The organism is Amycolatopsis rhabdoformis, assembly GCF_035918295.1.
Lineage (GTDB): Bacteria > Actinomycetota > Actinomycetes > Mycobacteriales > Pseudonocardiaceae > Amycolatopsis > Amycolatopsis rhabdoformis.
This window is the reverse complement of the sequence record NZ_CP142149.1, coordinates 8,109,659-8,133,309: the sequence shown is the minus strand read 5'-3', so window position 1 is coordinate 8,133,309 and position 23,651 is coordinate 8,109,659. Positions and strand designations below refer to the sequence as shown.

21 protein-coding genes are annotated in these 23,651 nt (G+C 70.4%); 5 read left to right on the top strand and 16 right to left on the bottom strand.

Features of this window, described 5'->3' with window-relative positions; genetic code table 11:
* Positions 1-866: 866 nt before the first annotated feature.
* The gene (locus tag VSH64_RS37520; RefSeq protein ID WP_407655586.1) at positions 867-2,096 is read right to left on the bottom strand and encodes an amino acid deaminase/aldolase; all 1,230 of its coding nucleotides are present in this window, start codon (positions 2,094-2,096) and stop codon (positions 867-869) included.
* 61 nt (positions 2,097-2,157) lie between these two features.
* Here VSH64_RS37520 and VSH64_RS37515 point away from each other — a divergent pair, with 61 nt between their 5' ends.
* The gene (locus VSH64_RS37515) at positions 2,158-3,462 is read left to right on the top strand and encodes a D-arabinono-1,4-lactone oxidase (protein WP_326567491.1); all 1,305 of its coding nucleotides are present in this window, start codon (positions 2,158-2,160) and stop codon (positions 3,460-3,462) included.
* Here VSH64_RS37515 and VSH64_RS37510 read toward each other — a convergent pair.
* Genes VSH64_RS37510 through VSH64_RS37500 form a run of 3 tightly spaced genes read right to left on the bottom strand, consistent with a single transcriptional unit; the run spans position 3,459 to position 5,807 of the window.
* On the bottom strand, positions 3,459-4,403 hold the full coding sequence (locus VSH64_RS37510) for a ribose-phosphate diphosphokinase (RefSeq protein WP_326567490.1): 945 nt from the start codon (positions 4,401-4,403) through the stop codon (positions 3,459-3,461). The two genes, VSH64_RS37515 and VSH64_RS37510, sit on opposite strands and share 4 nt — an antisense overlap.
* A gap of 58 nt (positions 4,404-4,461) precedes the next feature.
* Positions 4,462-5,112, bottom strand: coding sequence for an NAD(P)H-binding protein (locus VSH64_RS37505; protein WP_326567489.1), 651 nt, complete (start codon positions 5,110-5,112; stop codon positions 4,462-4,464).
* A 41-nt stretch (positions 5,113-5,153) separates the two neighbouring features.
* Positions 5,154-5,807, bottom strand: coding sequence for a hypothetical protein (locus tag VSH64_RS37500; protein WP_326567488.1), 654 nt, complete (start codon positions 5,805-5,807; stop codon positions 5,154-5,156).
* A 415-nt stretch (positions 5,808-6,222) separates the two neighbouring features.
* Here VSH64_RS37500 and VSH64_RS37495 point away from each other — a divergent pair, with 415 nt between their 5' ends.
* A complete protein-coding gene (locus VSH64_RS37495; RefSeq protein WP_326567487.1) occupies positions 6,223-7,080 on the top strand; it encodes an HpcH/HpaI aldolase/citrate lyase family protein in 858 nt (285 codons plus the stop codon).
* Between the two features lies 1 nt (position 7,081).
* On the opposite strand, the gene VSH64_RS37490 is transcribed toward VSH64_RS37495, so the two are convergent.
* From VSH64_RS37490 to VSH64_RS37455, 8 genes are read right to left on the bottom strand one after another with little or no spacing between them, the layout of a single operon-like run.
* Positions 7,082-8,461, bottom strand: coding sequence for an amidase (locus tag VSH64_RS37490; RefSeq protein WP_326567486.1), 1,380 nt, complete (start codon positions 8,459-8,461; stop codon positions 7,082-7,084).
* A gap of 13 nt (positions 8,462-8,474) precedes the next feature.
* Positions 8,475-9,233 (bottom strand): SDR family NAD(P)-dependent oxidoreductase, encoded by a 759-nt coding sequence (locus VSH64_RS37485; RefSeq protein WP_326567485.1) that lies wholly within the window; start codon positions 9,231-9,233, stop codon positions 8,475-8,477.
* Positions 9,230-10,654 carry an aldehyde dehydrogenase family protein gene (locus tag VSH64_RS37480; RefSeq protein WP_326567484.1) on the bottom strand — a complete coding sequence of 475 codons (1,425 nt, stop codon included), beginning with the start codon at positions 10,652-10,654 and terminating at the stop codon, positions 9,230-9,232. The genes VSH64_RS37485 and VSH64_RS37480 overlap by 4 nt, the downstream gene beginning before the upstream one ends.
* A complete protein-coding gene (locus VSH64_RS37475) occupies positions 10,647-11,420 on the bottom strand; it encodes an ABC transporter ATP-binding protein (RefSeq protein WP_326567483.1) in 774 nt (257 codons plus the stop codon). The genes VSH64_RS37480 and VSH64_RS37475 overlap by 8 nt, the downstream gene beginning before the upstream one ends.
* Complete coding sequence (locus VSH64_RS37470) at positions 11,417-12,154, bottom strand: ABC transporter ATP-binding protein (protein ID WP_326567482.1); 738 nt, start codon at positions 12,152-12,154, stop codon at positions 11,417-11,419. The genes VSH64_RS37475 and VSH64_RS37470 overlap by 4 nt, the downstream gene beginning before the upstream one ends.
* Positions 12,151-12,981, bottom strand: a complete 831-nt coding sequence (locus VSH64_RS37465) for an ABC transporter permease (protein ID WP_326567481.1) — start codon at positions 12,979-12,981, stop codon at positions 12,151-12,153. The genes VSH64_RS37470 and VSH64_RS37465 overlap by 4 nt, the downstream gene beginning before the upstream one ends.
* Positions 12,981-13,925, bottom strand: coding sequence for an ABC transporter permease (locus tag VSH64_RS37460; RefSeq protein WP_326567480.1), 945 nt, complete (start codon positions 13,923-13,925; stop codon positions 12,981-12,983). Before VSH64_RS37460 ends, VSH64_RS37465 begins: the two co-directional genes overlap by 1 nt.
* Positions 13,922-15,412, bottom strand: a complete 1,491-nt coding sequence (locus VSH64_RS37455) for an ABC transporter substrate-binding protein (RefSeq protein WP_326567479.1) — start codon at positions 15,410-15,412, stop codon at positions 13,922-13,924. Before VSH64_RS37455 ends, VSH64_RS37460 begins: the two co-directional genes overlap by 4 nt.
* 109 nt (positions 15,413-15,521) lie before the next feature.
* Here VSH64_RS37455 and VSH64_RS37450 point away from each other — a divergent pair, with 109 nt between their 5' ends.
* Positions 15,522-16,262 (top strand): FadR/GntR family transcriptional regulator, encoded by a 741-nt coding sequence (locus VSH64_RS37450; protein WP_326567478.1) that lies wholly within the window; start codon positions 15,522-15,524, stop codon positions 16,260-16,262.
* A 432-nt stretch (positions 16,263-16,694) separates the two neighbouring features.
* Positions 16,695-17,090 carry a hypothetical protein gene (locus VSH64_RS37445; RefSeq protein ID WP_326567477.1) on the top strand — a complete coding sequence of 132 codons (396 nt, stop codon included), beginning with the start codon at positions 16,695-16,697 and terminating at the stop codon, positions 17,088-17,090.
* A 22-nt stretch (positions 17,091-17,112) separates the two neighbouring features.
* Here the strand turns inward: VSH64_RS37445 and VSH64_RS37440 are convergent, their stop codons facing one another.
* The 4 genes from VSH64_RS37440 to VSH64_RS37425 all read right to left on the bottom strand — a co-directional run bounded on the left by VSH64_RS37440 (position 17,113) and on the right by VSH64_RS37425 (position 23,126).
* Positions 17,113-17,709 carry a class F sortase gene (locus tag VSH64_RS37440; protein ID WP_326838134.1) on the bottom strand — a complete coding sequence of 199 codons (597 nt, stop codon included), beginning with the start codon at positions 17,707-17,709 and terminating at the stop codon, positions 17,113-17,115.
* Positions 17,710-17,813: 104 nt separating this feature from the next.
* Positions 17,814-18,542: a hypothetical protein gene (locus VSH64_RS37435; RefSeq protein WP_326567476.1), complete on the bottom strand. Its 729-nt coding sequence runs from the start codon at positions 18,540-18,542 to the stop codon at positions 17,814-17,816.
* 249 nt (positions 18,543-18,791) lie between these two features.
* Positions 18,792-19,823, bottom strand: a complete 1,032-nt coding sequence (locus VSH64_RS37430; protein WP_326567475.1) for a trans-sulfuration enzyme family protein — start codon at positions 19,821-19,823, stop codon at positions 18,792-18,794.
* A gap of 84 nt (positions 19,824-19,907) precedes the next feature.
* A complete protein-coding gene (locus VSH64_RS37425; RefSeq protein ID WP_326567474.1) occupies positions 19,908-23,126 on the bottom strand; it encodes a penicillin acylase family protein in 3,219 nt (1,072 codons plus the stop codon).
* Positions 23,127-23,275: 149 nt separating this feature from the next.
* On the opposite strand from VSH64_RS37425, the gene VSH64_RS37420 reads away from it, so the two are divergent.
* Positions 23,276-23,650 (top strand): FKBP-type peptidyl-prolyl cis-trans isomerase, encoded by a 375-nt coding sequence (locus VSH64_RS37420; RefSeq protein WP_326567473.1) that lies wholly within the window; start codon positions 23,276-23,278, stop codon positions 23,648-23,650.
* Position 23,651: the final 1 nt, after the last annotated feature.

The window sequence follows — 23,651 nt, the reverse complement described above, 5'->3', positions numbered from 1 at the left end:
CTGGTTGATCATGTGATTGTCGAAGTCCCATGATCGCGGGTCTCAGATCTGCGTGCGTTTCTGCGTCATGGGCCAGATCCGCGTGACCGGCGTGGTGTGCGGCATTCGGTGGCGTCGATCCTGGCGCTGGCCACGGTGGCGGTGGTGGCGGGGCACGCTCGTTCACGGCGGTCGGGGATGGGCGGCCGACGCCCCGCAGCAAGCGCTGGCGCTGCTCGGTGCCTGGCTCGACCTGCGGCGGGGCCGGTGTGTCGCCCCGGACGAAGCGACTGTGCGCCGGGTGACCAGCCGCCTCGATGGCGACGTCCTCGACGATCTGATCAGTGCCTGGCTCAGTGGGCGAGAGCGGACAGAGCCCAGGTGCGTGACGTCACCTTCACCGAAGACGCATCCCGCCCGCACCGGCACCCCGCGTCATGGCCAGCCTCCGCAACCTCACCACCAGCGCGCTTCGCCACGCCGGACACACCACCATCGCCGCCGGAATCCGCCACACAACCCGCAACCCCACCCGAGCCCTCACCCAGCTCGGCATCCACCCCTAAACACCACAACGGCTTTGCCGGAACCCTGCTTAAAGAGGGCGGGGGTTTGTCTCGGCGGCGAAGGGGGCGGGGCGCAGGGGCCTTGGGGCGCGGGAGTTGTTGTGGCGCAAGGGAGTTGCGGCGGCGGAACGAGGGTGAGACGGCGCCTGCCTGAACCGGAATCCGTGGCAGCGCCGCACGGCGAAGGTGTGCTGTCGGGTCGAGATGAGACGGTACGTGGAGTCGCAGCAAGGCAGGCGGGCGTCGCATCGCGCGGAGACAAAGCACCAAACGAAGGCGATGCGGCGCAAAAGCGAGCCGCGCCCGCGTGAAGGTGCGGGGTCAGCCGAAGTTTTTGTGTTCGCCGCGGTACGTGGGGACGGTGCGGTCGAGTTGGTGGTCGCGCAGGAGGTGGTAGGCGTCGAAGCGTTCGGCGAGTTCGCCGGCCTTGGCGTGGCGGAGCCAGACGCGGTCGCCCAGGCGTAGGTCGCGGGCGGCGGGGCCGGTGACGGGGGTTTGGACTTCGCCGGCGCCTTCGAAGCCGAGGAGTTTGAGGCCGGCCGGGAGGTAGGGCGAGGGGACGCGGGAGGCGCCCGCGGGGCCGGAGGCGATGTAGCCGCCGGCGAAGAGCGTGGCCACGTCGCGGGCGGGGCGGCGGACCACGGGCAGCGCGAAGAGTGCGGCGGGGCGTGGGTGGAAGCGGGAGTAGCCGTCGAACAGCGTGGGGGCGACGAGGCCTGAGCCCGCCGCGATCTCGGTGACGGCGGGTTCCGCGCCGGTGGTTTCGATGCTGCCGGTGCCGCCGCCGTTGACGAAGTCCAGGTCGGCGAGGTCGCGCACGGCGCGGACCACGGCGCCGCGGCGGCGGGAGAGTTCGGCGGCCGAGCGGCGTTGCATCCAGCTGATCACGGAGTTGGACACGCCGCTGCCGGCGGCATCGCCGAGGCCGGCGATCTGGCCTTCGTAGGCCATCAGGCCTTTGAGGACAAAGCCCGGGCGCGCGGCGATTTCGCGGGCCAACGACACCGCCTGCTTCGCGGTGAACACCGGCGAGCGGCGCGTACCGACGTGGACGCCGGGCAGCGGGCGCCACGACGCGTCGAGTTCGAGGCACACGCGGATGTCCGGGTGGCCGTGGCCGAGAGCGGCGTCGACGAGGTCCAGGTGCTCGGCCGAATCCACCATGATCGTGATGGCCGCGCGGGCCTCCTCCGACGCGGCGAGGCGGCGCAGCGCTTCATGATCAGCGGTCGGGTAGGCCACGACGATGTCGCGCGTGGTGCCCTGCTCCACGTGCCACACGGCCTCCGCGAGCGAGTAGCACATCAGGCCCTCGAAGCCGTCGCGGGAAAGCACGCGTTCCAGCAGGTAGCGGCACCGCACGGATTTGCTGACCACCCGGATCGGCTTCCCGGCGGCGCGCCGCAGCAGGTCGTCGGCGTTCGCGTCGAACGCGTCGAGGTCGACGATCGCGAAGGGCGGGTCGAGGTCCTTCGTCGCGAGGTCGTAGCCGTTCGGAGAGGTGGTCACGGACTTACGGTACGACAACAACGCTTGAAACGCGAATCTCATTCACTTACTGTTCCACCATCTAACGTAAGGACACTCTGCTCAGCGACGACAAGGTGCACGCATGACTCCGTGGAGCAACTGGGCCGGCACCGCCAAGGCCTCCCCGCAGCGGGTGCACCAGCCCCGCAGCGCGGCCGAGGTCGCCGACGTCGTGCGTGGCATCAGCGCCGCCGGCCGGCGCGTGCGGCCCTGGGGCAGCGGGCACTCGTTCACGGCGATCGCGGTGGCGGAAAGCGACGCGCTCGACCTCACGCGGTGGACCGGAATCGAAAGCGCCGACCTCGAAACCCACCGCGTGACGGTGCGCGCCGGCACCACGATCCAGCAGCTCAACGCGGAACTCGACGCCCTCGGCCTCGCCATGACGAACCTCGGCGACATCGACGCACAGACCATCGCCGGCGCGATTTCCACCGGCACCCACGGCACCGGCGCGCGCTTCGGCGGCATCGCCACGCAGATCACCGGGCTCGAACTCGTGCTCGCCGACGGCTCCGCGGTGAGCTGCTCCGCCGACGAACGGCCGGACCTTTTCAACGCCGCCCGCGTCGGTCTCGGCGCCCTCGGCGTGATCACCACCGTCACCCTGCAGTGTGAACCCTCGTTCGTGTTGGCCGCGCAGGAACGGCCCGAGCCGCTGGAGCAGGTGCTCGAGGGCTTCGACGAGTTCGCCGCCGCGTGCGACCACTTCGAGTTCTACTGGTTCCCCTACGGCAAGAACGCCCTGGTCAAGCGCAACAACCGCCAGCCGCTGGGCACCGCGCGCAAGCCGCTTTCGAAGGTGCGGCAGTTCGTGGACTACGAGTTCACGGAGAACATCGCGTTCGGCGGTCTTTGCCGGCTCGGCCGCGCCGTGCCGAAGCTGGTGCAGCCGCTCGGCGGGTTCGCCGCACAGGTGCTTTCAGCGCGCGACTACAGCGACCTCTCGCACCGCGTGTTCGTGACGCATCGCGGCGTGCGATTCGTGGAGACCGAATACGCTGTTCCACGTGAATCACTGCACGACGTGCTCGCCGAGCTGCGCGCGCTCGTGCCGCGGCTCGAGAACCCGGTGATGTTCCCGGTGGAGGTACGCGTGGCCGCCGCCGACGACATCTGGCTCTCCACGGCGAACGGCCGCGACTCGGCCTACATCGCCATCCACCAGTTCGTCGGCATGCCCTACCGCGAGTACTTCGCGGGCTTCGAGGCGATCTGCGGGCAGGTCGGCGGCCGCCCGCACTGGGGCAAGATGCACGACCTCGATTCCCACGCCCTGCGCACGCGCTACCCGCACTTCGACGATTTCCTGCGCGTGCGCAAGGCGTGTGACCCGGCCGGGACGTTCACGAACACGTACCTCGACCGGGTCCTCGGCATGGTTTAGACCGGTTCGAACAGCGAGCTCACCGACTCGCCGTTGTGGATCCGCCGCATCGCCTCGGCCATGGCCGGCGCGATCGACAGGATCTTCAGCTTCTCGCTGCGCTCCTCCACCGCGACCGGCACGGTGTTGGTGCAGACGATCTCCAGCACGTCTTCCTGGCTGCCGATCCGGTCGATCGCCTTGTCCGCGAACAACCCGTGGGTGCAGGCGACGCGGATCGTGCGCGGCTTCAGCTCGCGAAGCCGGTCGAGCAGCTCGAGCACGGTGCTGCCGCGCGCGATCTCGTCGTCGAGCACGATCACGTCGCGGCCGGCGATGTCACCGATCACCGACGTGATCTCCACGCGGTCGTCGGCGTAGCGCTGCTTCGTGCCTGAAGCGACGCGCGCGCCGAGAAGCCGCGCGAAGTGCGCGGCTTCCTTCGCGTTGCCCAGGTCGGGCGAGACGACGGTGGCGTTGGACAGGTCGTACTGCCGGAAGTGGCGCGCCAGCTCGTGCAGCGCGTGCAGGTGGTCGACCGGCACCGAGAAGAAGCCGTGGACCTGCGGCGAGTGCAGCGTCATCGCGAGCACGCGGTCGGCGCCGGCGGTGACCATGAGGTCGGCCACGAGCCGGCCGCCGATGGAGATGCGCGGCGCGTCCTTCTTGTCCGAGCGCGCGTACGCGTAGTGCGGCATCACCACCGAGATGCGGGCCGCCGACGCACCGCGCGCGGCGTCGAGCATCAGCAGCAGCTCCACCAGGTGTTCCTGCACCGGCTTCACCAGCGGCTGGATGATGAAGACGTCGCGCTCGCGGCAGTTGGCTTGCAGCTGCACCTGGAGACAGTCGTTGGCGAAGCGATCGACCTGGGTCGGCAGCAGCGGCACGCCGAGGTGGGCGCAGATCTCCGCCGCGAGTTCGGGATGAGCGCTACCGCTGAAAACCGCGATGTCCCGCAAGGAAGGAATCCCCGTCTCTGTGATCCGGTGGGTACGGATCCGATCCTAGACGTGCAGGTCAGAGCGCCGAGATCGCCTCTTCGATCGTGTGCTCGCCGGAGATCAGCTCGAGCGTGCTGCCGGCGGTGGCGGGTGCGTCGAGCAGCCCGACCACCGCGGCGGCGACGTCTTCGCGCGGCACCTTGGCGCGGCCGGTCTTGGGCGCGATCTTGACGTTGCCGGTGCCGGAATCGTTGGTCAGCGCGCCGGGACGCAGGATCGTCCAGTCGAGGTCACGCGCCCGCAGGTCTTCCTCGGCCGCGGCCTTCGCGTAGAGGTAAGCGCGGAAAACCGGGTCGAGGCCCGGTGCGTCCGGGGAGTCGGCGCCCATCGAGCCGATCTGGATGAACCGGCGGACGCCCGCGCGCTCGGCCGCTTCGGCGAACAGCACGGCGGCGGCGCGGTCGACGGTGTCCTTGCGGTCCTGGCCGCTGCCCGGCCCGGCGCCCGCGGCGAACACCGCCGCGTCGGCGCCGCGAAGCACGTTGGCGACCGCGTCCACATCGGACTGCTCCAGGTCGAGCACGACGGTCACCGCTCCGGCGGCGAGCAGGTCGCCTTCGTGGTCGGGATTGCGCACGATCCCGACGGGCTGATCACCCCGCTCCGCCAGCAACTTCTCGAGGCGAAGGGCGATCTGACCGTGTCCACCGGCAATGACGACTCGCATGATCCCGACGGTAGTCCGCCGCCGGGCCCGGCGCAGGTCGATCAGTCGACGTCGGCGGGCACTTCGGCGGTGCGCAGCAGCTGGTCGTACGCCATCTCGTTGACCCAGCGCGACACCGGGTCCTCGGCGAGGAGGATGCGCTCGGTGCGGCCCTCGAGGTCGAGGTCCACCTGCGCGTGGGGGTCGGCGGCGGCGATGGCGAGCCCGTACGCGCGAGCGCGCGGCAGGCAGTTCGCCACGTAGTCTTCCGTCAGTACGGCAGGCGATGGGAGAACCATCGCGGCCTCGCCGTAACGTGCGAACGGAACCGCGGAGGCCATCGCGGTCCGCCAGTGCCGTGCGACCGCGAGGACGCCGATGATCTCGGCGGCCGGCGCGGGTGCGGTCGCAGCCAGCTCTGGCCAGGTCCAGGTGTCGACGGTGGCGCGATCGGCGACGGGACCGACACCCATCGCGATCCGCTCCGCGTGCACGTCGGTGCGCAGCCGGGCGACGATGCTGACCTTGCGGCCGAGCAGGGTCGCCTCGGGCAGCACAACGCCGTTCCAGCCCAGAAGGGCCGCGGCCTTGCGCGCCAGCTCGTCGACGCTCGCGGGGAGCTCGATCGGCGGCACCACCCGGCTCGGCATCGACCGGCTGCGCTTCGCGCCACCGGCGACCGTCGAGCGCTCTGTGTTCTGAGGTGTAGCCGCCACGAGTTCCGCCTCCTTCAACAACCTGTACCCCTGCGTGCCTCGTAAAACCGGCACATGACTTGAGTACCAGTGCGGCGGCACGGGGTCTTCACGTTGCGCGAGTGGCTGCGATCGGCGGCGCTCAGCGGTCGGTGACCGGTCGGTAGGCGGTCGGTGGACTTCGGCCCGACGGTGCGGCCAACCGAGTGAGCCGGAGGTGAGTGGCGTGACGGAGCGCCTACGAACGACTACCCGCAGCCCGGAAGGCGCCCGTGGCAACGGGTCCACCGCGTTACGCCATTCGGCGCAACCGGACCGGGTTCCACTGTGGACGCCGCAGGTCGGAGGGGGTCACCCGCTTGGCGGTGACCTTCGCCGCAGCGGTGTCACACGGGCCCGGATTAGGGTGATCCGACTGTCGAGGAGAGGAGCGAGGATGACGCAGGTCCGGCCGCGCCGTTCGGTGCTCTACATGCCCGGAGCCAACGAACGCGCGCTCGAGAAGGCCAAGTCCCTGCCGGCCGACGCGCTGATCCTCGACCTCGAGGACGCCGTGGCGCCGGACGCGAAGGAAGCCGCGCGCGACCGCGTGTGCGCCGCGCTGGGCGACTACGGCTCCCGCGAGGTGGCCATCCGCGTGAACGGTCTCGACACCGAATGGCACGACGCCGACCTGCGCGCCGCCGCGGCCGCCGGCCCCGCCGCCGTGGTCGTGCCGAAGGTGAACTCCGCGACCGAGGTGCACAACATCGAGCGCGCCCTGGAACTCGGCGGCGCGCCCGCGTCGACGAAGATCTGGGCGATGCTGGAGACGCCCATCGCGATCCTGCGCGCCGCGGAGATCGCGGCGGCGTCCGAGCGGCTCACCGTGCTCGTGCTGGGCACGAACGACCTGGCGAAGGAACTGCACGCCTCCTTCGTCCCGGGCCGCGCTCCCCTGCTGGCCGCCCTGTCGGCCGCCGTCCTCGCCGCTCGCGCCACCGGCAAACTCGTCCTCGACGGCGTGTACAACGACGTCCGCGACGCCGCCGGCTTCGAAACCGAATGCCGCCAGGCCCGCGACTTCGGCTTCGACGGCAAGACCCTCATCCACCCGGCGCAGGTCGAGCCCTGCAACCGGATCTTCGCGCCGTCGGCCGACGAGATCGACCACGCCCGCCGGGTGATCACGGCGTTCGACGAGGCGCGGGCCGCCGGGCGCGGCGTGGTGACGGTGGACGGGCGGATGGTCGAGAACCTGCACGTGGAGCAGGCCCAGGCGGTGCTGGCGATGGCGGAGGCGGTCGGCGCCTGACTCACACCGGCCAGGGACGCTGCTCCGGCCGGAGCTGTTCGTACGCCGCGGCTGCGCGAAGCACCGCGAGGTCGGCGAAGCGGGGGCCCGCGATCTGCAGGCCGATCGGCAGGCCGTCGGTGGTGTAGCCGCAGTTCACCGATACCGCGGGCTGGCCGGACATGTTGTACGGCACCGTGAACGAGATGTGCTCGAACGTGCGGCGCGGGTCGTTCGTCGGCGAGGCGTGGTCGAACGGCGGGGGCGGGACGGCGCACACCGGGGACAGCACGAGGTCGTACGCGGCGGTCGCGGCCAGGGCGGCGACGCTGATCCGGTCCATGCAGGCGAAGCCGCGGTAGGTGTCCACTCCGGACACGGCGGCGCCGGCTCCGGCCCAGGTGGCGATGTAGGGCAGCACGCGGGCGCGGCGGTCCTCCGGGAGCGCGGCCAGATCGGACCAGGCGCGGACGCTCCAGAAGACGTCGAGGCCGTCGAGGAGTTCGCGGGTCAGGAACGGCTCGACCGGGGACACCTCGGCGCCCGCGTCGGCGAACGCCGAGGCCGCGGCGGTGACGGCGGCGCGGATCTCCGGGGAGACGGCCAGGCCGACGCCAGGGTCCAGCTGCAGGCCGACGCGCAGGCCGCGCAGCGAAGACGCCAGGCTCGGCCAGTCGAGCGACGCCGGTGGCAGGCTGAGGTGATCACGCGCGTCGGGGGCCGACAGGACGCTCATCAGGAGTGCGGCGTCGGCGACGGTTCGGGTCAGAGGGCCCGCGACGCGGCCGAGGAACGGTGGGTCCACCGGCACGCGGCCGAAGCTCGGCTTCAGGCCGACGAGGCCGCACCAGCCGGCGGGCAGGCGGATGGAGCCGCCGATGTCGGTGCCGACGTGGAGCGGGCCGTAACCCGCGGCGGCGGCCGCGGCGGCGCCGGCGCTCGAGCCGCCGGGTGTGCGGGTGAAGTCCCAGGGGTTGCGGGCCGATTCGTGGAAGCTGGACAGGCCCGAGGTGAGCATGCCGTAGTCGGGCATGGTCGTTTTGGCCAGCAGCACAGCGCCGGACTCGCGGGCGCGCGCGGCGGCCGGGGCGTCGGCCGCGGCCGGGGACAACGATGTGGCGGCCGTGCCCAGCGGTACGGGTGTGCCGCGGGTGGCGATGTTTTCCTTCAGCGTCAAGGGAACGCCGTCGATCGGACCGAGCGGTTCGCCGGCCTGCCAGCGTGCTTCGGACTCCTTCGCGGCCGCGCGGGCCGAAGCGGCGTCGTAGGCGTACAGGGCGTGCAGCTGTGGCTCGCGCGCGTCGATGCGGGCGAGGACGGCTTCGGTCGCCTCGACGGGCGACACCGTGCCCGCGCGGTAGCCTGCGACCAGGTCCACCGCGGTCAGATCGGCCAGCTCCATCGTTACCTCCGGATCACGAAGCGGGGGGTTCGAACCGGCCGTCGACGGCGGTCCAGCCCCCGTCGACGGCGAGCACGGACCCGGTGACGAACGTCGACGCGTCGGACGCGAGGTACACCACGGCGCCGGCCAGCTCGTCGGCGCGCGCCCAGCGGCCGAGGGCGCCCTTGGTGGCGTAAGCGTCGTACCAGTCGGGATTTCCCTTGATCTGCGCGGTGAGCGGCGTCTCGACGACACCCGGCGCGATCGCGTTCACGCGCACGCCCGCCGGCCCGAACTCCGCGGCGGCCGTGCGGAAGAGCTGCACCAGACCGGCTTTGGTCGCCGCGTACGGGCCCTGGCCCGGCTCGACGGTGGTGCCGCGGATCGACGAGAAGCCGATGATGCTGCCCCGGCCGCGCGCCACCATCGGCCCGCCGAACGCGCGCACCACCTCGAACGCGACCCCGAGGTTCAGCTCGACGACCCGATCGAACTCCTCGCGCGTGTAGTCCAGCAGGCGTTTGCGCACGTTGACGCCGGCGGTGAGCACCACGGCATCGAGCTCACCCAGCTCGGCGGCGGCGCGCTCGACGGCCCCCGGTTCGAGCAGGTCGATCTCGTACGCCTCCGCCACGCCGGTCTCCCGCGCGGCCGCCAAGTCACGGTCCGCGCAGATCACGTGCGCGCCGTGCGCGGCCAGCGCCCGCGCGGCTTCCCGGCCGATGCCGCTGCCGCCGCCGAGCACCACGGCGCGGCGGCCGTCGAGGCGGAACAGGTTTTCGTACGTCACGGGCGCACCACCGCCATCCTCGTCACGGTCAGTTCTTCCACGGCGAACCGCGGCCCTTCGCGGCCGATGCCGGAATCCTTCACACCGCCGTACGGCATGGTGTCGGAGCGGAACCCGGGCACCTCGTTCACGACCACACCGCCGACTTCGAGCTCGTCGAGCGCGCGGAACGCGGTGTTCAGCGAGCGGCTGTACACGCTGGCGTGCAAGCCGTAGCGCGAGGCGTTCACCGCGGCGAACGCGGTGTCCACATCGGACACTGTGCGCAGGCAGACGACCGGGCCGAAGATCTCCTCGTCCCAGCATTCGACGCCGTCGGGCACGTCACCCAGCACCGTCGGTTCCAGCACACCTTCGTGCAGCGCACCACCGGCCAGCACGCGCGCGCCGGCCGCCGTCGCTTTGTCGACCCACTCGGCGACGCGGTCGGTGGAGCGCTGGTCGATCAGCTTCGCCACGCGCGTCTCCGGAGAGCGCGGATCACCCACGGTCACCTCGCCCAGGCGCGCCAGCACCTTCGCCGTGAACTCCTCGGCGACGGAAGCGACCACCAGCACCCGCTGCACCGAAATGCAGGCCTGGCCGGACGCGTAGAACCCGCCGCGCAGCACGGCATCGGCCGCCGCGTCGAGGTCGGCGTCTTCCGCGACCACCAGAGCGGCGTTGGAACCCAGCTCCAGCAGCGTTTTCGTCGGCGCCGCGTCCCGCGCGATGCGGTGGCCGACGGCGGCCGAGCCCGTGAACGAGACCGCGCCGAGGCGTCGATCGGTGACCAGGGCCGAGCCCACCGCGGCGTCACCGGTCACCAGCTGCACCATCGCCGGCAACGGTGAAAGCGAACGCACGAGGTGCACCAGCCACAGCGTGGCCAACGGCGTCTGCGGCGCGGGCTTCACCACCACCGGACAGCCGGCCGCGATGGCCGGCGCGATCTTGTGCGACGCCAGCAGCACCGGGTAGTTGAAGCCGGCGATGCCGACGACCACCCCGATCGGCTTGCGTTTCCAGAAGCCGACGAGCCCGTCGCCGGACGGCAGCAGGTCCAGCGGCACCGTCTCGCCGTGCAGCCGCGACACCTCTTCGGCCGCCGCTTCCCACGTGACGATCGAGCGCGCGACCTCCACCTGGCAGTCCACCAGAGGTTTTCCGGTCTCGAGCACGAGCAGCTGCTCGAACTCCTCCCGCCGCGAGCGCAGCGCGGCGGCCACGTCATTCAGCAACGTCCGCCGCACCCGCGAAGGCAGCGCCGCCACTTCGCGCGCGACCGCCACGGCTTCGTCGATGGCGCGCGTGGCGAGCTCCGGAGTGCCGACCGGCGCCACTCCGATCACGCTGCCGTCGCAGGGGAAAACCACGTTCGCGGTGTCCGCTGTGGACACCCAGCCGGCGCCGATCGGCAGCCCCTCGGGGTAGTCAGGCATCGTCCGCACTCCCTCCGCTCAGCCGGGCCAGCTCGGCGCGCAGGTCGGGTGCGGCCGCCAGCAGTTCCCGGGTGTACTCGTGCCGCGGTGTCTCGTAAACCTCCTCCACGTCTCCCAGCTCCACGATCTCCCCGCGCCGCATCACCGCGACGCGGTCGCACACGTGCCGCACCACGCCGAGGTCGTGCGACACGAACACCAGCGTGAGCGAAAATTCCGCCACCAGCCGCGTGAGCAGGTCGAGGATCTGCTTGCGCACGGACACGTCAAGCGCGCTCACCGGCTCGTCGGCCAGCAGCACGCGCGGGTTGGGTGCCAGCGCTCGCGCGATGGAGATCCGCTGCCGCTGGCCGCCGGAGAACTGGTGCGGGTAGCGGGCAGCCGCGTCGGCGGGCAGGCCGACGGCCTCCAGCAGCTCGGCCACCCGCAACGGCGAACGCCGGCCCAGCGGCTCGGAGATGATGTCCCGCACGCGCATCCGCGGGTCGAGGGAACCCATCGGGTCCTGGAAGACGATCTGCATCGACGAGCGCAGGAAGCCCAGCCGGCGTTCGGGCAGGTTGTCGATCCGGCGGCCGTCGAACGAGACCGTGCCCGACGTCGGCCGATCCAGCGCGGCCAGCAGGCGCACCAGCGTGGACTTGCCCGAGCCCGACTCGCCGACGATCCCGAACCGCTGCCCTTCCTCGACGTCGAAGCTCACGCCGCGCAACGCGTGGACGTCGCGGGGCGCGTACTTCCGGTGCAGGTCACGGACTTCGATCATCGAGCCGCTCCGTCCAGGTCCGAAGCTGCCAACAATGCCTTGGTGTACTCGTGCTCAGGCGCGGTCAACACGTCCCGCGTCGAACCGCGTTCCACGATCTCCCCGTCCAGCATCACCAGCACCCGCTCGCACACCGATGCCACCACGGCCAGGTCGTGCGTGATGAACAGCAGCGCGGCCTCCGCCGACAGCGAACCGCGGATCAACGCCAGGATCTGCGCCTGCACCGTCACGTCCAGCGCCGTGGTCGGCTCGTCGCAGATCAGCAGCGACGGCTCGTTGGCCAGCGCCATCGCCAGCACCACGCGCTGCCGCTGCCCGCCCGAAAGCTGGTGCGGATAGGCGCGCGCGGTGCCCGGCAGCCCGACGGCCGCCAGCATTTCCTCGGCCGACCGCCCACGCCGGCCGTGCACGCGCAACGGTTCCGTCACCTGCCGCCCCACGCGCATCGCCGGGTTCAGCGCGGTCATCGGTTCCTGGAACACCATCGACAACCCGTTGCCGCGCAACCGCGACAGCTCGCGTTCCGGCGCGCCCACCAGCTCCCGGCCGTCGAGCCGCACCGAGCCCGTGGCCCGCAGTTCGTCGGGCAGCAGGCCCATGATCGACAACGCCGTGAGCGATTTGCCGGAGCCCGACTCGCCGATCAGCCCGACGCGTTCACCCGCGCCGATCTCGAACGAGACGTCCCGCACCAGGTCGCCGACACAGAGACCGTGCACCGCAAGAGTCATGCGCGGGCCGCCAATCGCGGGTCGAGCCGGTCTCGCAGACCGTCGCCGAGCAGGTTGAACCCGAGCACCGCCACCGCGATCGCGATGCCGGGCACGAGCGCGAGCCGCGGGTGGATCGTGAGCAGCTCCTGGGATTCCTGCAGCATCCGGCCCCACGACGGGGTCGGCGGCCGCGTGCCGAAACCCAGGAACGACAGCGCCGCCTCGGCCAGCACGGCGATCGCGAACGACACCGACGCCTGCACGATCAGCAGGCCCGAGATGTTCGGCAGCACGTGGCGCACCGCGATGCTCACCCGCGTGCGGCCGGCCGCGCGCGCCGCGAGCACGAACTCGCTGCTGCCCACCTGCAACGTGCCCGAGCGCGCGATCCGCGCGAACGACGGGATGGTCGCGATGCCGATGGCCACCATCGCCGTGAGCGTGTCGGCGCCGAACACCGCGCCGAACATGATCGCCAGCAGCAGCGCGGGAAACGCCAGCACCAGGTCGTTCACGCGCATCACGAACTCGCCGAGCCACCGCGGGCCCAGGCCGGCCAGCACCCCGAGCGGCGTGCCGAGCACCGCGGCGATGCCGACGGCCACCACCCCGACGTACAAGGTGGTGCGCGCGCCGACCATGATCTGGCTGAACACGTCGCGGCCGAACTTGTCGGTGCCGAACAGGTGCTCGGGCGAGAAGCCCAGCAGCTTGTCGGGTGCGTTGACCTGCACCGGGTCGTACGGCGTCCACACGAACGACACCAGCGCGGCCAGCACCACGAGCGCGACCAGGACCGCGCCGAGCACCAGGCTGCGGTTGCGCACCGGCGTGAGCGTGGTCATCACGAACCCCGCAATCTCGGGTCGAGCACCGTGTAGAGCACGTCGACCACGAAGTTCACCAGCAGCACCCCCGCCACGAGCACCAGCACGATTCCCTGCACCGTGAGCAGATCGCGCGACGACACGGCGTCGAGCAGCATGCTGCCCAACCCCGGCAGCACGAACACGCGCTCCACCACCACCGCGCCGATCAACAGCGTCGCCAACTGCAGGCCGAGCACCGTGACGACCGGCACCGACGCGTTGCGCAACCCGTGGCGCCGCAACGCCTGCGCCGGCAGCAGGCCCTTCGAGCGGGCCGTGCGCAGGTAGTCCTGGCCGAGCGTGTCGAGCACGGCCGAGCGGACGTAGCGCGTGAGCACCGCGCCCTGCACCAGCCCGAGCGAGAGCGCCGGCAGGATCAGGCCGCGCACGAACTCCCCCGCGTTCTGGTCCGGCGGCGTCCACCCGCCGCTCGGCAGCCAGCGCAGCTGCACCGCGAAGATCTGCACGAGGATGATGCCGGCCAGGAACGCCGGGATCGCCACGCCGATCTGCGACAGCCCGGAAACCGTGGCCCCGCTGGGCTTGCGGTGCCGCACGGCCGCGAACATGCCCACCGGCACCGCGATCACCAGCGCCACCACCATGCCCGCGCCGACCAGCCACAACGTGACGCCGAGCCGGTCGAGCAGCTGCGGGCCGATGGCTTCCCGCGTGACGTAGGAGCGACCGAAGTCGCCGTGGAGCACGCCACCGATCCAGCTGAAGTACTGCGTGACCAGCGAGCGGTCGATGCCGAACTCCGCGCGGGTCTTCGCCAGCAGCTCGGGCGTCGCGTTCACGCCGAGCGCGACCTGTGCCGGATCACCCGGCAGCACGGCCATGAACAGGAACACCACGATCGACGCGACGAACAGGCTCACCACGAGGATCGCCACGCGCCGGAGCACTCGCACCGTCATGCGGGCCTCAATCCGGTGAGGTCGAACGACTCGCTGACCTGGTTCTTCGCGAACCCGGTGACCTTGTTCTTCGCCACGATCACGTTGGGGTAGAGGAACAGCCAGTCGGCCGCCGCGTCGGTGTTCAGCCGGCGCGCCACCTGCTTCATGTCGGTGACCTGCTGCTGCGGCGTGCCGCTGTCGGCCTCGGCCAGCAGCTGCTGCACGCGCTTGCTGTCGTAACCCCAGTAGTACGTGGGTTTCCCGAACGTGGTGATGTCGCGGGCCTCCACGTGCTGGATGATCGACAGGTCGTAGTCGTGGTCGGTGAACACCTGCTTGAGCCACACGGCCGGGAAGTCGAGCGGCTCGATCGTGGTCCGCACGCCGACCTCGGCCAGCTCCGACTGCACCACCTGCGCGGCCGACACGGCGTAGGGCAGGTTCGGGATCCGCAGGCGCAGGTTGAGGTTCTGCACGCCGGCCTGCGCGAGCAGTTGCTTCGCCTTCGCCGGGTCGTACGGGTAAACGTTCGACAGATCCTCGTACCACGGGTCGGTGGGCGGGACCATGCTGCCGATCAAGGTGCCGCGGCCGTTGAACACGAGGTCCAGCACGGCTTTGCGGTCGATCGCGTAGGTGAGGGCCTGGCGCACGCGCGGGTCGTTCAGCGGCGCTTTCCGGTTGTTGAAGGCGAGCGTGACCTCGCTGTTGGTGGTGCCCTGCAGCACGGTGAACCGGTCGTCGCCCTGGAACTGCGGGATCGAGTCGGCCGAGGTGAGTGAGGAGATCACGTCGATGCCGTTGCTGAGCAGCGCGTTGTTGAGCGCGGTCGGATCGGCGATGTACTTGAGCACCACCGTGGAGTACGCCGGTTTGCGACCCCAGTAGTCGGGATTTTCCTTCAGCACGATGGAATCCCCGCGCCGGCGCGAGGCCACCTCGTACGGCCCGGTGCCCACCGGCTTGTTCGCCAGGTCGGCCACGCCGGTCGGGCTGAACATCGCGCCGAGGCGGCTGGTGAGGCTGAACAGCCAGCCGTTGCTGGGTTTCGAGAGCACCACCCGCGCGTGGTCGGGCGAGACGACGTCGACGTGGTCCACCACGTCCATGGCCGACTTGATCGAGATCGTCCAGTCGGTTTTCACGCGCAGCAGCGAGAACTTCACGTCGGCCGCGGTGAACGGCGCGCCGTTGCTGAACGTCACGCCGGGCTGCAGCTGGAAGTCGTACGTCTTGCGATCCGGGCTCACGGTCCACGACTTGGCGAGCAGCGGCACGATCTTGCCCTGCGCGTCGAGCTTCACCAGGCCCTCGTACACGTTGTAGAGCAAGGCCTGCGGGATGGCCGCGCCGTCGGCGTGCGTGAAGTCGAAGTTCGCCGGCTCGGCCGTGAACCCGACCGACAACGTGTCCGGACCACTCGACACGCTCGCGCTGGACCCGGCCGAGCAGGCGGACGCCGCGAGCAGCACCGCGAGCGCCGCGAGGTGGAGCCGGGCTCTCATTCAGCCTCCTGTGACGGACCTTCGGCCGCTACACTAAGCCAGTACACTGGTCAGACCAGTAGCCTGAGCACCGCCTGAGGTTGGCACCACCCGACGCCGAGGTCAAGGGATGAAGTTCGAACCGGTGGCCCCGGTCCGCGCCTACGAGCGGATCGTGGAGCAGATCGAGGAGGCCGTGGTCAGCGGCCGCCTCCAACCGGGCACACGGCTGCCCGGCGAGCGCGAGCTCATGACCCAGTTCGGCGTCGGCCGCTCCACGGTGCGCGAGGCGTTGCGCGTGCTGCAGGCGGCGGAATTGATCCGGTCGCGGCCCGGCGATCCGCGCGGGCCCGAGGTCCTGGCCGCGTCACCGGTGGCTTTGCAACGCTCGATGCACCGGCTCGCGCGGGCCGAACACGTGGGGCTGGCGGAGCTGCTGCAGTTCCGGATGGTGCTGGACGGCTCGGCCCACCTGCTGGCGGCGCAGCTGCGGACGGCGGAGGATCTGTCCGCTTTGGACACCGCGTTGGCCGCGATGCGGGCGGGGGCTCAGGTCGGGTTCTCGGAGTTCAGCCATGCGGACGTGGCGTTCCACGAGACGATCGCGCGGGCTTCGCGGAATCCGCTGCTGGTGGTGAGCGCGGAGGTCGTGCGCGGCGTGGTGCTGGAGCTGATCGAGGACAAGCTGGAGCACGCCCGGGATCGGACCGCGTTGATGCAGTCCTGGCTCACGCATCACGCCGAGGTGCTGGAAGCCGTGCGCGCGTCGGACGGCGAGCTGGCGGCGCGGTTGGCGCGGCGGGCGCTGTATGACAACTACGCGGAGTATGTGCCGGAAGAGCAGCGAGCGCTGCTCACGCCGCTGCTCTGAACCACGTGCGGTGTTTTCTCGCGTGCGCCTCGCGAGGCTGACAAGCGCGACGATGACCGGCCGACTGCCAAACCTCGCCACGGAGCGGAAACAACACAGCCCCGCCCTCCTCAGGGGGGCGTCCCCGGTTCCCATTCTACCGAGGTGAGGGGCCAAAAATCGGTGTCCGCGGAATCTGTGGACAACTTCGGTGCGACGGCGAGGACTGTGGACAACTTCGGCGCGTCGGGGACGATTGTGGACCACTTCGGTGCGCCGGGAAGACCGTGGACTACTTCGGCGCGACGGCGAGGGCTGTGGATGGATCGCAGGATGGCGATTGCGCGAAGGGTGCGCGAAGGGTGCCCGAAGAGCGGCGACCGCTGCTCTGAACCACGCACCTCGCGTCCTCGTGTTGGTCGGGGACCCGGGGACAAAGGGGAGGCGAGGGACATGACGGGATTGGCGAGCTTCCGCGTCGGCACCGCGACGGTCGTCTACTTCGGCGGGCGGATCAGTGACCGTGCCTGGTTGCTTTCGCGGGGGGTCGCGGGGGATGCGCAGCCGAGTGTGGTGCTCGACATCGCGCCGGACTTGCCGGCGGATGCGTGGAATGAGGTGCTGAAGTACTTCCCGCGCAGGCAGGTGCGGGTGGTGGCGGCGCACATCGAGCCCGACGAGGTGTTGCGCATGGGGCGGTGGCTCGCGACGCGGCTCGGGGAGCCGGTGGTGGTGTCGACCGGGGTGCCCGAGCCGGCGGGGAATCTGGCGTGGTTCCGGCTCGAGCCGGTGGGGGCGCGGCCCCGGAAACGACAGCAGCCCGGCCGTTGGTGGCACCGGGCTGCGTAGTCAGTCGCGCGAACAGAACTTCTCAGGAGACGAGGTTCGCGTACACGACGATGTTGTCCTTGTAGCTGTGCTCGGCGTGGTCGAACACGCCACCGCAGGTGATCAGGCGCAGCTGCGCCTTGTCGGTATTGCCGAAGACCGCCTGCGTGGGGAACGTGTCCTTCGGGACCTCGTCCTTGTGGTCCACCACGAACTTCAGCTTCTTGCCGTCGCTGCGTTCGATGTCGACCTCATCGCCGGGGTTCACGTCCTTGAGCTTGTAGAAGATGCCCGGCTGGTGGTTTCCGTCGACGTGGCCCAGCACGATGGCCGGGCCGATGTCACCCGGCACGGGCGAGAGGCGGTACCACGCGGCCTGCATCGGCGTCTTCACCGACGGCACCGAGATCTGCCCGTCCTTGTTGGGCAGCACGGTGATCAGCGACGACTTCGCGCCGATCTTCGGGATCTCCACCGAGGTGGGCCGAAGACCGGTGAACGGCTTGGTCACCGGGACCGAAGTCGACGGCTTCGGCGCAGCGGCAGAAGCGGCCGGGGCCGCGTCGGAGCCACAGCCGCTCAAGGTGAGGGAAAGGAGCAGGGCGCCCGCAACAGCGACGCCCTGCCCGTGCTTGCCAATCCGGCCAAAAGTAGGCCGACCCCTGCGCGGCACGTAACCGTTACTGCGAAGCCATTCGGCCGTGGCTGTGGCCGGATTGGCAATGGTCAGCGCAGTTTTCGACATCAAGCGGCCATGCCGCCGAAGCCGGTCTCGACGCCGCCCTTGGGCGCGTACTTGACCTGCGAACTGCCGTCACCGTTGGTGGTGCCCGCCGAGCCCGCGCCCGCGCCACCGGCCGGCGGCACCGGCTGGTCGCCGGTCTGGTCGCCGCCGCAGGTCCAGGTCGCGGTCACGTTGCCGGCGTCGAACGACACGCCGTCGTGGCGCTGCACGATCCAGCCCCAGTAGCGGCCGTCGGTCTCGTCCTGGTGCGGGCCTTCGATCAGGTCGAAGTCGCTCGAGGACACGTTGGTCGGCTCGCCCGCGGCGCAGGCGATCACGAACAGGCCCTGGCCACCGTCGAAGTCGACACCGTAGGCGATGTCGTCCTCGTACGGCGGCTCTTCCGGCGTGGTGGTCTCTTCGGAACCCGAGGTGGTCGGGGTCGACGAGTCACTGGGCTGCCCGGTGTGGCTCGGTTCGCCCGGCTGGCTCGAGTCGGTCGGCTGACCGCTGGTGGCCGGCGGAGCGTCCGAAGAGGACGGCGCGCCCGAGGTCGGCGTGTCCGAGGTCGGCGTGTCCGAAGTGGGCGCGTCGGTGACCGGAGTGTCCGAAGTGGGCGGTGTCGAAACCTCGGAGGTCGTCGGCACGGTGCCGGTTTCGTCGTCCGCGAGGGCGGTCGGCGTGACGGCGAGGCTGATCAGGGCGCCCGCGAGCACGGCGCCCGCGAGTCTGCCCAGGGTCTTCTTCACGTGTTGTTCTCCCCTGGAAGAAAGCGCGGTGACCCCCACCGCGTCCGCTGATCCTGCCGGAGAAAAGGGGTGAACACGAAACGTTTTCGCCGGTGATTAAAAGCACCGTAAACGTTGGTAACGAACCCACGAGCTGGGGCGATGATCTGGGTCAACACCCCCGCGACAGCCGGGAAACCCGGCGCGACCGTGCCTTTACTGTAACAGTTTCGGTCGCGCCGAGTCACCCCGGTGAATTGTTGGCCGGATCTAGCCCAGCGCGGTAACCAGATCGCGCCACAGGTCTTCCGGGTCCTCGAGACCCACGCTGAAGCGCAGCAACCCGGCCGGCACGCGCTCCTCGCCCGGCAGCCACGCACGCCGCTCCACCAGGCTTTCCACGCCGCCGAGGCTCGTCGCCGGGCGGATCAGCCGCACAGCCGCGCACACCGCGTCGGCCGCTTCGGCCGTGGCCAGCTCGAACGACACCATCATCCCGAAACCGGGGTAACGCACCTTCGTGACGGCCGCGTGTTCCGCCAAGCGGGAAGCTAGCAGTGCCGCCGTTTTGGTCTGCTCCGCGAGCCGCACCGGCATCGTGCGCAGGCCGCGCAGCGCGAGGAACGCTTCGAGCGCGCCCGGCGTCGAGCCGATCCGCGTACGTGCGCCGCGCAGTTCGGCCGCGATCGTCTCGTCGGCCGCGACGGTGATGCCGAGCAACAGGTCGCTGTGGCCACCGATGAGCTTCGTCGCGCTGTGCACCACGATGTCCGCGCCCAGCTTCAGCGGCTGCTGGTGCAGCGGCGTCGCGAACGTGTTGTCCACCGCCACGCGGCCCCGCGAGCCGCGCGCGATGGTCTCGATGTCCATCACGTCGAGCGTCGGATTCGTCGGCGATTCGAGCCACAGCAGGTCGGCGTCGCAGTCGAGCCACGCCTGCGTGTCGGTGGGTTCGAGCTCGGTGACGCTGATGCGGCCCATCTTCTCCGCGTGGTGCATCGCGCCGCGCGTCACGGCGTAGCTGAACGTCGGCACCGCCACCGACGAGCCCACCGGCAGCGTGTCGAGCACGGCCGAAAGCGTCGCGACGCCGGAGCCGAAGCTGGTGGCGTGCCCGCCTTCCAGCGCGCCGACCGCCTCTTCGAGCGCGAGCCAGGTGTCCGTGCCGTCGGAGCGCGCGTAGACGAAATCGCCGCCGGCCTCGAAGGTGCTCGTGGCCACGATCGGGGTGGTCAGGGGCTCGCCGGGGCCGTGCGGCCGCCCGGCCGCGATCGCGAGGGTGCGCGGTGTCCAGTCGTCCATACCGGACACCGTAGTTCGCAATCGCGGCCAGGCCGCCTTGATGTGGCGGTCGGCTCACCCGCGCCGGCGAGCCGACCACGCTTTCTAGTGCGCGTACACCTCGAACTCGTACAGCGAGTAGCCGTAACCGGTCCCCCGCTGCACGCCCTGCATCCGGACGAACCGGGCGTCCGACGGCGTGAACGCCACGTTGTCCGCGCCGCCGTTGCCGTCGGTCACCACCGCGGCGTCGCGCCAGCTCTCACCGTCGGCCGAGAGCTGGATCTTGTAACCCTTCGCGTACGCCGCTTCCCACGACAGCACCACGCGCGCGACCTGCTGCACCGAACCGAGGTCGACGGTGATCGACTGGTTGTCGCTCCAGTCGCTGGCCCACCGCGTCTTCGCGTTCGAGTCCACGGCGTTCGACGCAGGCGAGGCGAACAGGCCCGTCTCGGCGCTCGTGGCGCTCACCGGCTTGCCGGCGGCGAGGTTGCTGACGTTGTCGCCGCGGTGCGCCGGGTACTCCACCACCTGCTGGAACGTCGGCCGGTTCTGCGTGCTGATCTTGCCGTGCGTGATCCCGCCGAGCGGACGCTGGATCACGGTGTCGGCGCACCACTGGTCGCCGGCCGAGCAGTCGGCGTCACCCGGGTACACGGTGTTCGCGGGCTGGGCCGCGGCCGCCGTGAGCGAGTCGGCCAGCGCGGTGCGGCACGCCGTGAGGTCGCCGCCGCCGCAGAACGTGCTGCCCAGCGGCCCGGCCACCGGCTGGCCCAGCACCGTGCGGATGTCCTTGCTCACGTAGCCCCACCAGCCGTGCTGGTACGACGAGCCCTGGTGCGGCTGGCCGACGTGCTTGCCCGGCAGCTCGTTCTGGAACCCGGACGGGCTTTCGTTGACCTGCAGCACATTGGTCATCGCGGTGAACGCGTCGTCGCCCATCGCGGGCTTGAACTCCGCGGTGACGAGCAGCGGCCACCACGCGTCCATGATCCGGATCGCGTCGGCGTCGTTGTACGTCTTGCTGCCCGGAGCCGATTCCACGCGCTGGTGCCCGTGGGCCAGCCACGTCTTCAGCTTGTTCTCGGCGTCGGCCGCCGCGCCGGTGAGCGGGGTCTTGTCGAGCACCTGCAGCAGCAGCGGCAGCACTTCTTCGGCCCGCAGGTCGGCGAGCGCCGCGTCTTCCATGGCCTGCGCGAGGTTCACGCGCGTCACCTTGGTACCGCTGTTGATCAGCGCCTTCACGCGCGTGTCGAGCAGGTCGGCGCGGTGCACGGCCGACTTGTCCGCGCCGCCCGAGGCGTAGCCCTTGGCCTGCGCGTTGTTCCAGCTCACGTAGTAGTCCTGGTTCACCGACTGCGGGTGCTGCGAGGCCGGCGTGTAGTTCGCCGTGTTGCCGGCCGGATTCCAGCCCTGCCAGTCGTAACCCCGGTCGCCCCACACCGGCATCATCGGGTCCACAGTGGAGTTGCGGACGGGGTTGGCGCCGGAGTTGAAGTAGGCGACGTCCTTCGAGTCGGCGTAGAACCAGTTGAAGGTGAAGTTCACGTCGTTCGCGGCCCGCTGGAAGTCGGCCGCGGAGTGCACGAAGCCGGGGTCGTTGAACTCCTGGAACCCGATCAGCGAATCGACCTCGTGGAAGTAGGAGGACCGCAGCGACGCGTACGCCACCGGCTTGCCGCCGATCGTCGCGCGGCTCACCACCGGGCCGTACTTCGTGCGGTAGCTGCGCAGCGTGTACGAACCGGCCGCGGTGCCGTCGGCCACCGTCGGCGACCAGGAGTTCTTGCGCTCCACGGTGTCCATCGGCAGGCACTGGCCCTGGTAGAGGTAGTAGTTCGAGTCCTTCGTGGCCGGCTTGCCGCTCGGCTCGCACAGCGGCAGCGCGAACGTGTCGATGATGTCCTGCGCCGAGGTCGTGGCGCTCCACGAGTAGTCCTGGCCGCGCCCGAGCAGCACGTACATCGAGATGCCGGCGAACGACGCGCCGCGCGCGCTGATGCCCGGGCCCTGGAGTTCCTGCAGGAGCAGCAGCTGCGGCGCGAAGTAGCCGGTCTGCGGGCCGAACACGGCGACCGGGTGGCCGCTCGCGGTCTTGCTGCCGGACACCACGAGTGCGTTGGACATGCCGTGCTTGTCACTCAGCATGTCTCCCGGCAGCACGCCGTTGTCGAACATGCCCTTCGCGGCCTGCTGGTCCGCCGGCGCCTTCACGTCGACCTTCGCCGGCGTGTTCGTGGCGGCCGAGCCGGACTGGTCGTACACGAGCTGCTGCGGGGTCACCGAACCCTTGTCCGGCAACGCCATCCCCTGCGGGTCGGCCGGCGTCATGCCGTAGTCGAACGTCTGGCCGTCGTGCAGCGTCTTCACGGCTTCGGGGTCGTCGGCCGAGCGCAGGCTCTGCCACACCTGCTCCCCCTTGGCCACGCCGTACTTCTCCTGCAGCGCGAGCTTCGCGACCGCGTTCTGCACCTCACCGCCGCCACCGGCGCCGAACTGCGCGCCGACCACCGACGCGAGCACCACGAGGTCGGTGAGCTTGAACGGCTCGATGGTGCCGGCGTTGGTGATCGCGTCGACGTGGCCGGTGAGCACGTATTCGCCCGGGAAGTAGCGGCCGTTGTGGGAGTCGGTGATGTACTTGTTGATCCCGTCCACGTACGCCTGCGAATCGGCCAGGCCCTGCTGGCCGCGCGGGCCGCTGGCGGCGGCCGCCTCGATCTGCTGCTGCAGCTCGGCCTCGGTGTACGGAGCGGCGGCGAAGAACGACTGCTCCAGCTCGCGGTTCGCGGGCGCGCCACCGGCGTACGAGGTGAGTTGGCCGCGGCCGACGCGGCGCATGATGTCCATGAGCCACAAGCGGTCCTGCGCGGCCGCGTACCCGGCGCCGAACTCGGTGCCGGAGCGCGTGGTGCCCTGGATGTGGGGCACGCCGGTGGCCTTGTCCCGCGTGATCGTGACGTCCGAACGCGGCTGCAGCGTGCTCGCGACCTGGTCGGCGGGGACCCCGAAGGAGGAGTCGTTGAAGAACTTGCCGATGGTGTCGGTGGTCAGCGTCTTGTAGCCGCCGGCGAGGTCGGCGTACTTGCCGAGCTGGTCGTCGGCGTGCGCCGGCTGTGTGCCGAAAGCCTTGTTGCCCAGGATTTCCGCGAGCGTCGCGCTGCCGTTTTCGCCCGGCGGCAGGATGTCGTTGCACTGGCCGGCGCAGTAGTCGTTGCCGGGCAAGGCGGCTGAGGCGGGTGGACCGCCGACCGCCGACAGCAGGCCCGCCACCGTGATGGCCAGCGCTGAAACGGTCAGGGTGCGGATGCGTCGTCGCATGCCGGAGCTCCCGTCCACGAGGTTCCCCCAGGGGTGACCCCGCGCACGCTACCGACGGGTAAATGAAGTGTGAAGACTTTTCGCGTTTAACCCCTCGTTGGGCCTAGTCCGATCGGCGCAGTTCAGGCCCGATAGGTACGGTGAGCGCCATGACCTTGGAAAAGCCCGAAATCGACCGCCCGGACGGGCCACCGCCGGCCGAACTGGAGATCACCGACCTCACCGTGGGTGACGGCACGGAGGCCCAGCCCGGCACGGCCGTGACCGTGCACTACGTCGGCGTCTCGCACTCCACCGGTGCGCAGTTCGACGCTTCCTGGGACCGCGGTGAGCCGCTGCGCTTCGCGCTCGGCGCCGGACAGGTCATCCCGGGTTGGGACCAGGGCGTGGCCGGCATGAAGATCGGCGGCCGTCGCCAGCTCGTGATCCCGCCGCACCTCGCGTACGGCGAACGCGGCGCCGGCGGCGTGATCAAGCCGAACGAGACGCTGATCTTCGTGGTCGACCTCGTCGGCGTGAACTGAA

What these genes read in the sequence shown, in the direction of transcription:
- VSH64_RS37520 (WP_407655586.1), bottom strand. Translation starts at nt 2,096, where the DNA reads ATGAGATTCGCGTTTCAAGCGTTGTTGTCGTACCGTAAGTCCGTGACC.
- VSH64_RS37515 (WP_326567491.1), top strand. Translation starts at nt 2,158, where the DNA reads ATGACTCCGTGGAGCAACTGGGCCGGCACCGCCAAGGCCTCCCCGCAG.
- VSH64_RS37505 (WP_326567489.1), bottom strand. Translation starts at nt 5,112, where the DNA reads ATGCGAGTCGTCATTGCCGGTGGACACGGTCAGATCGCCCTTCGCCTC.
- VSH64_RS37495 (WP_326567487.1), top strand. Translation starts at nt 6,223, where the DNA reads ATGACGCAGGTCCGGCCGCGCCGTTCGGTGCTCTACATGCCCGGAGCC.
- VSH64_RS37490 (WP_326567486.1), bottom strand. Translation starts at nt 8,461, where the DNA reads ATGGAGCTGGCCGATCTGACCGCGGTGGACCTGGTCGCAGGCTACCGC.
- VSH64_RS37480 (WP_326567484.1), bottom strand. Translation starts at nt 10,654, where the DNA reads ATGCCTGACTACCCCGAGGGGCTGCCGATCGGCGCCGGCTGGGTGTCC.
- VSH64_RS37475 (WP_326567483.1), bottom strand. Translation starts at nt 11,420, where the DNA reads ATGATCGAAGTCCGTGACCTGCACCGGAAGTACGCGCCCCGCGACGTC.
- VSH64_RS37470 (WP_326567482.1), bottom strand. Translation starts at nt 12,154, where the DNA reads ATGACTCTTGCGGTGCACGGTCTCTGTGTCGGCGACCTGGTGCGGGAC.
- VSH64_RS37465 (WP_326567481.1), bottom strand. Translation starts at nt 12,981, where the DNA reads ATGACCACGCTCACGCCGGTGCGCAACCGCAGCCTGGTGCTCGGCGCG.
- VSH64_RS37460 (WP_326567480.1), bottom strand. Translation starts at nt 13,925, where the DNA reads ATGACGGTGCGAGTGCTCCGGCGCGTGGCGATCCTCGTGGTGAGCCTG.
- VSH64_RS37455 (WP_326567479.1), bottom strand. Translation starts at nt 15,412, where the DNA reads ATGAGAGCCCGGCTCCACCTCGCGGCGCTCGCGGTGCTGCTCGCGGCG.
- VSH64_RS37450 (WP_326567478.1), top strand. Translation starts at nt 15,522, where the DNA reads ATGAAGTTCGAACCGGTGGCCCCGGTCCGCGCCTACGAGCGGATCGTG.
- VSH64_RS37445 (WP_326567477.1), top strand. Translation starts at nt 16,695, where the DNA reads ATGACGGGATTGGCGAGCTTCCGCGTCGGCACCGCGACGGTCGTCTAC.
- VSH64_RS37430 (WP_326567475.1), bottom strand. Translation starts at nt 19,823, where the DNA reads ATGGACGACTGGACACCGCGCACCCTCGCGATCGCGGCCGGGCGGCCG.
- VSH64_RS37425 (WP_326567474.1), bottom strand. Translation starts at nt 23,126, where the DNA reads ATGCGACGACGCATCCGCACCCTGACCGTTTCAGCGCTGGCCATCACG.
- VSH64_RS37420 (WP_326567473.1), top strand. Translation starts at nt 23,276, where the DNA reads ATGACCTTGGAAAAGCCCGAAATCGACCGCCCGGACGGGCCACCGCCG.